Origin of the sequence: Ensifer sp. Root558 (assembly GCF_001427045.1) — a bacterium.
Lineage (GTDB): Bacteria > Pseudomonadota > Alphaproteobacteria > Rhizobiales > Rhizobiaceae > Ensifer > Ensifer adhaerens.
Window position 1 is genome coordinate 1 of the sequence record NZ_LMGC01000031.1, and the last position, 6,060, is coordinate 6,060.

The window sequence follows — 6,060 nt, forward strand, 5'->3', positions numbered from 1 at the left end:
AATAATCTGCTCTTCCGTAAATCTCTGCTTCTTCATTCGTCCGTCCTCTATGGGCCGGACTTTAATCCATTCTGGAGGGAATTCTCAGTGGCAGGTCAGTGGCTGTCAAACGCTCGGCTCGGGATCGGAGTGGTGGAGCTGCTTCATGAATTCCCTTCGTGCCGCTGTCTTGCTCTTGCTCTTTTTTGTGGGCTCCCCCGTCTGGGCCGAAAAGCGCGTCGCGCTGGTCATTGGGAACTCCGCCTATAGACACGCACCTCAGCTCGCGAACCCGCAAAATGATGCCGGCGACATGGCGTCGAAATTGACAGCACTGGGCTTCGTGGTGGTAACGGGTCGGGACCTCGATTTGACAGGAATGCGGGGAGTGATCCGAGAGTTCGTCGGCAAGGTCGAAGGCGCAGACGTGGCGCTTTTTTTCTATGCCGGGCACGGGCTGCAGGTGAACGGTGGCAATTATATCATCCCGATCGACGCGCAGCTGAAATCGAACAATGATCTAGACTTCGAGGCGCTGCCGATCGAACTCGTGCTTGCTGCCATGGAGCGCAACGCCAAGGTCAATCTGGTTTTCCTCGACGCTTGCCGTGACAATCCGCTCGCTACGAATTTGGCCCGGTCGCTCGGAACACGGTCTGTAGTCGTCGGTCGAGGCCTGGCCAAACTCGATACAGGTGTGGGGTCGCTGATTGCGTTCGCCACGCAGCCGGGAAACGTTGCGCTCGACGGGGCCGGTCGAAACTCCCCGTTTACGTCGGCCTTGCTTCAACACCTCGGCACACCCGGGCAGAGCATAACGGATGACCTGATTGCTGTGCGTCGCGCCGTTTTGCAGGTCACCGGCGGTAAGCAGATTCCCTGGGATAGTTCCTCACTGACGGGCCCGGTTGTGCTGAACCCGGCGAAAATCCCCGAGACGCCAACGAACTCGGCGGTGGTCACATCGGACACCGACAGAAGTGTGGAGCTTTCCTTTTGGAATTCCATCAAGGACGCGACCGAGAGGAACTTTTTTGAAGCCTACCTTCAGCAATACCCAAGCGGCGCATTCGTCACGCTTGCGAAACTGAAAATCGCAGCGATTGAAGCGCGGGATAAGGAACGGGAGACGGCTGAACTGGGGCAGGGCGACCTCAAGCGTGCCGCCCTGCCGAAGGTCACCGGCGTGCCACCCGAACTTGCTAAACTTGAGCAGACCACACCAGGCTTGAAGGGATCAAGCGATCCGACCAGCCAAATGAGTGCCGGCGAGCTCACACTGATCACCCAAAGGGAACTGGTGCGTGTCGGATGCCTTGAGCAGGTGGACGGCAAATGGGGTAGCGGCAGTCAGAAGGCGCTGCAAGCCTATGCCGAACGCAAGGGGATCAAGCTTGCCTCGCTCACCCCCACCGAGGAGCTCGTGAATAGTCTGAAGGCGGCCGGTGGCCGTGTCTGCCCCCTCGTCTGTGGCAACGGAATGGAAGTTCGCGGAAATCGTTGCGTGGCGGCTGGTTTGAGCGTGTTCAATGGCGTGTGGAAGCTAACGAGGCACGCGACGACGGACTGCGGTGATTGGCGTGAGCTTTCAACGTCCATCCTCGTAAATGACGGCGTTGTATCCTCCAGCTCGGGGCTTTCGGGGAAAGTCGCGAGGAATGGGACTATTAATATGACCCTCACATTCGTCCATAAAGGCCGCAAGGGCGGCAACATCCTCACCGGCATGATAAAGAACGACAAAGGGAAAGGCAGGTTCAAGGGGACCGGGGCGGGCAGCGGTTGCTCAGGAACTGTCACGATGAGCAGGATGTAGTCTGAAACTCCCCGGCATGGGCTCTTGCGATCGATCGCCCTCAGACGCTTCCCTCGACGCCGTGGACATGAATGCCTGGAGATCGACGGCTTGCTTATTCACGGTGGAATGCCCACGGACAACTTGTCTGCGCTCTGAACCAACGCTGCAGCTCCTGTCAGCCAATGTGCTCGATACCAAGCGCAATGTGGGGCATAATCAACTGCAACGGGTTCGATCTAAGCTCGCGCCACTCGTCTTTCCAATAGACCGATAGATAAGCGGCTTGACCAAATCCCTCTGACGGCCTATTAGGGAACGATCGTTTCCTAATAGGCCGTCAGATGAATTCCGAAAGACACTCCCATCGCTCCGTCGGGCGCCCCCGCGAGTTCGACATGACCCAAGCTCTGGATGCGGCGATCCGCATATTTTCGGAGAGGGGCTATCACGGAACCTCCATCGCAGAACTGAAAGCCGAAATGGGACTGACTGCCGGCAGCCTATACAAGGCGTTTCAGGACAAGCGTGACGTCTTCGTCGCTGCCTACGACCGCTATAAGCAGGTCCGAGCTGACCTTCTGGAACAGGCATTGTCTTCAGCCTCCACCGGTCGCGAAAAGGTTGCCTGCGTCGTCAGTTTCTATGCCATGTCCGCCTGTGGTGAGACCGGCAGGCGTGGTTGCCTGGCCATCGGTGCCGCCGTGGAACTGGTTCTGTCCGATGCCGAGATCGCCGCCAAGGTCGCAGGACACAATCGCAAGCTCGTCACGCGGCTCGAAGGTTTCATTCGCGATGGCCAGTTGGATGGTTCAATTCGCCATGACGTCGATCCCGCGAGTACCGCGCTTGCGCTATTTTCCTATCTGCAGGGCGTGCGTATCGCCGGCAAGACCGGAGAGCTGGAGAACCAGCTGCTCCCTTCCGGTGAAGCAATCTTGCGCATTCTCGACTGATCAACCCGCCCGCCTCCTTTCTCCCAAGGCACATTCCATGACAACTCCAGCTTCCCTCGCCCAGTCGCAGCGTCCGGCCGGACTCTCCGCCGGCATGACTTTTCTGATGGCCGCCGCCTGCGGCCTGATTGCCGCCAACCTCTATTATACCCAGCCACTCGCCGGGCCGATCGCACTCGACATCGGCCTACCGGCTGAGGCAACAGGCTTGATCGTGACCGTGACCCAGATCGGCTACGGCCTCGGGTTGCTGCTCCTCGTGCCATTGGGTGATCTCCTGGAAAATCGTCGGCTGATTGTGACCATGATCAGCCTGGCTACTCTTGCCCTGATCGCGGCCGGGCTCTCCACCACACCTGGACCCTTTCTCACCGCTTCGCTCGCCATCGGGCTTGGCTCGGTTGCTGTCCAGATGATCGTGCCGTTCGCTGCCAACCTTGCACCGGATGCCGTTCGGGGTCGCGTCGTTGGCAATATCATGAGCGGGTTGATGGTTGGGATCATGATGGCGCGGCCGATTGCCGGATTAATTGCCGGCGTCAGCTCCTGGCATACCGTGTTTTATGTTTCCGCGATCGTTATGGTCGGGCTTGGAGCCCTTCTATGGACGCAATTGCCGACCCGCATGCCTGCGGCGGGTCGATTGAGCTACGGCCAGCTGCTCAAGTCGATGGCCCAGCTTCTCGCGACGCAGCCGGTCCTGCAGCGGCGCGCTGCCTATCAGGCCTGTCAGTTCGCCGCATTTAGCCTGTTCTGGACCGTGACGCCGCTTTATCTTGCAGGGCCCAGCTTTGGGTTGGGTCATAATGGCATTGCGCTTTTCGCCCTGGCCGGTGTTGCGGGCGCAATTGCTTCGCCCATCGCTGGGCGCCTTTCTGACAAGGGATTGGTGCGGCCGGCAACGGCATTCGGCCTTGTCAGTGTCGCGGCCGGCTTTCTGATGACGCAAATCTCTGAAGGTTCGACCTTTGCGCTCACACTTTTAACGCTTGCTGCAATCCTGCTCGACTTCGGCGTCACCATGACGTTGGTGACGGGGCAGCGCTCGATTTACGAACTCGGCGCGGACTTGCGCAGCCGGCTCAACGGCCTCTTCATGGCAATCTTCTTCACTGGCGGCGCCATTGGCTCTGCCCTGGGTGCCTGGGCATTTGCCTCTGGTGGATGGTGGCTCGCCTCCATGATCGGCCTCGCACTGCCCGCCACAGCGTTCGCCATCTTCCTGACCGAGACCCGGTCAGAACGATGCTCGGAGAGTTGAGCGAGTTCGGCATCGCATCCGTCATCGATGTACGCCTCCGCGCGATGTGATGGGTAGGCGGTCTCTTCCTGGTGCGGGCCACAGTCTTCTTTCGAGGTCTCTGTGCTCCGACCCTGTTGGTCATAAGCGCGCGGATACAGCATCTGTCCGCCCATTTGGCTCAGCGATGATCGTCAACGATCGCCGCTGAGCCGGCCAATGGCGCTGTACGGAGAGCGGAGATCTCGAAACAGATCGCTCGTTCGAGCTGCCAAGGTCCGCCTAGATATCTCCAGAGATCCAGGCCCTCCAGCGTCAACGATCGTGGTTTGAAATCGTGTGTCAGTTGCCGGTGCAAGGTGTCTGCGGCTGACCGCGAAACCCTGTTCTGGACGGTGATATGCGGCTGCCACCTCTGCATGTCCTGACCGCCCAGCCATGGCATGAAAGCGCGCTTTAGTTCTGCATAAAGGTCTTCAAGCGCAAGACTTCTGATCGTGAACGCCACGCCCGCGCCGAGATGGCGAACACTGGCTGCCTGCGCGCGGATCTGGTCACGCTTGGTGGCAGCGGCCTGCAATTCTCCAACGATCCGCTCGAGGTGTTCGCCCGGTAGCCGATGAAACATCGTGAGGTGAGCGCGGAGGAAGTTTCGCTCCGACGGGAAATGCGCGTTTCGAAGGCGATCGAAGATCTCAAGATCGATCTCCGCGATCCGGGCTGTGAGGATAAGCGGTTTGCGTGTCTTCAAGGCAATTCCTGTCGATGCTGAGTAGAGTACTTCACCAAGGCAGATCACCGCGTTCGCCGAGCGCCACCCTGGTGCCGCCCTTCATTCGGCGCATGCGCGACGCACAGTTCCAGTCATAGCAAGGTTTGCTGCACTGGCTCGTCGGCAGCGGTAGGTTCGAATTCACCGCGCCTTTGCAACTCGGTCTGGGCGCTGAAGCGGATGTCGCTATCTCTATCGCGAAGAAATTCGGTGAGCGTCTCCGTACTAAGGCGGTCCCAGCTCTTCCCACGATCAGGCCCGGAGGGCACGCGCGGCAACAAGCCCGGCTCGGCACTCCACGCCAGCAACTGATCGAGCGATGCAGCGTTCAACAGATCGCGCAGATGATGGGCCGTCACGTAGGCATCCGGCATGCCTCGATGGGCCGGAAGACCTATCTCGTGAACGAGCCCTTCCGGCATACGCTGGTAGCGGAGCATCTGGTTGGAAAATCGTGGCAGATCGGGCCAAATCCGTAGGGCGCACTTCCAGGTACAGATCCAGGGCAAGCCGCCGGTGAGACGAGGCGTGCAATACCGTTGTTCGAAGGCTGCACGATGTGCGGCCAATGCGTCGATCCCGCCGTGCGGATGCAACACTTCTGGCGCCACATTTTTCCAGTAGGGCGCGCCGGCGACTTGCTCGTCGAGAATATGATGGATGGCCATCGTGTCGGGCGAAATCGGCCGCCCCGGATTGACCATCAATGCGCCGCGTTCGTCGTTGACGACCCACCGTCCATTGTCTTCAAGGACCACGTCCTGCCACCCGATTTCGCAGACGTCGTTCGGTCCGTTGCCGGCCGTTTCCAGATCGATGACGCGAACGCGGGATGTCGACAATGCCTGCTGTCCTTCGTCCTACTGCGGCCACCATGCTTTCGATGCGAGCCGGCCACTACGGCTTTCTCTCCTCCACCATCAAGGCAGCGGTGCTCAATTATCTAGTGCCGCAAGGTCATGCCTGCCACTTCGAATGACATTGTGCAAAGTCGAACTTCTATCCCTCACGAGCCATACCTCGTTGTCCAAGGACTGAACCGTCAGGGTTTGTGTTTTTCGCTAAGGTGTGCCCGGTCGGATTCAGGTGGAAAAATCGCCACTGTTTCCTTAGAACGCAAGAGGACGTCGCTCCTCAGACCACGTTTCACCTGCCGCGGCGTCAGACGCTCTTTCGCGTGACGAAGCGTGTTTCCAGATAGGCCTCGATCGCTTCGGATCCGCCCTCGGTGCCGTAGCCGGAATCCTTGATGCCGCCGAAGGGGACTTCGGGGAGCGCCAGGCCCAGATGGTTGATCGAAATCATTCCGCTTTCGACC

The 6,060-nt window shown here is 59.3% G+C and carries 7 protein-coding genes; 4 read left to right on the top strand and 3 right to left on the bottom strand.

Annotated features, from left to right (window positions below; genetic code table 11):
* The first annotated feature begins 145 nt into the window (after window positions 1-145).
* From ASD63_RS23965 to ASD63_RS23975, 3 genes are all read left to right on the top strand, one after another.
* A complete protein-coding gene (locus tag ASD63_RS23965; RefSeq protein ID WP_060529920.1) occupies window positions 146-1,795 on the top strand; it encodes a caspase domain-containing protein in 1,650 nt (549 codons plus the stop codon).
* A gap of 323 nt (window positions 1,796-2,118) precedes the next feature.
* A complete protein-coding gene (locus tag ASD63_RS23970) occupies window positions 2,119-2,730 on the top strand; it encodes a TetR/AcrR family transcriptional regulator (RefSeq protein ID WP_060529921.1) in 612 nt (203 codons plus the stop codon).
* A 37-nt stretch (window positions 2,731-2,767) separates the two neighbouring features.
* Window positions 2,768-3,991, top strand: a complete 1,224-nt coding sequence (locus ASD63_RS23975) for an MFS transporter (protein WP_060529922.1) — start codon at window positions 2,768-2,770, stop codon at window positions 3,989-3,991.
* 160 nt (window positions 3,992-4,151) lie between these two features.
* On the opposite strand, the gene ASD63_RS23980 is transcribed toward ASD63_RS23975, so the two are convergent.
* Together ASD63_RS23980 and ASD63_RS23985 are read right to left on the bottom strand one after the other, a co-directional pair.
* Window positions 4,152-4,769 carry a 2'-5' RNA ligase family protein gene (locus ASD63_RS23980; RefSeq protein WP_244497275.1) on the bottom strand — a complete coding sequence of 206 codons (618 nt, stop codon included), beginning with the start codon at window positions 4,767-4,769 and terminating at the stop codon, window positions 4,152-4,154.
* A gap of 65 nt (window positions 4,770-4,834) precedes the next feature.
* A complete protein-coding gene (locus ASD63_RS23985) occupies window positions 4,835-5,584 on the bottom strand; it encodes an exonuclease domain-containing protein (RefSeq protein ID WP_060529923.1) in 750 nt (249 codons plus the stop codon).
* On the opposite strand from ASD63_RS23985, the gene ASD63_RS35255 reads away from it, so the two are divergent.
* Window positions 5,584-5,721 (top strand): hypothetical protein, encoded by a 138-nt coding sequence (locus tag ASD63_RS35255; RefSeq protein WP_156623649.1) that lies wholly within the window; start codon window positions 5,584-5,586, stop codon window positions 5,719-5,721. The genes ASD63_RS23985 and ASD63_RS35255 overlap by 1 nt on opposite strands.
* 182 nt (window positions 5,722-5,903) lie before the next feature.
* Here the strand turns inward: ASD63_RS35255 and ASD63_RS35260 are convergent.
* Window positions 5,904-6,060, bottom strand: a 157-nt coding sequence (locus ASD63_RS35260; protein WP_156624179.1) for an aldehyde dehydrogenase family protein, incomplete at its 5' end; no start/stop codon positions are given.

Bases quoted from the DNA above. Each gene is read 5' to 3' on its own strand.
- ASD63_RS35255 (WP_156623649.1), top strand. From the start codon at position 5,584: ATGCCTGCTGTCCTTCGTCCTACTGCGGCCACCATGCTTTCGATGCGA.
- ASD63_RS23970 (WP_060529921.1), top strand. From the start codon at position 2,119: ATGAATTCCGAAAGACACTCCCATCGCTCCGTCGGGCGCCCCCGCGAG.
- ASD63_RS23965 (WP_060529920.1), top strand. From the start codon at position 146: ATGAATTCCCTTCGTGCCGCTGTCTTGCTCTTGCTCTTTTTTGTGGGC.
- ASD63_RS23975 (WP_060529922.1), top strand. From the start codon at position 2,768: ATGACAACTCCAGCTTCCCTCGCCCAGTCGCAGCGTCCGGCCGGACTC.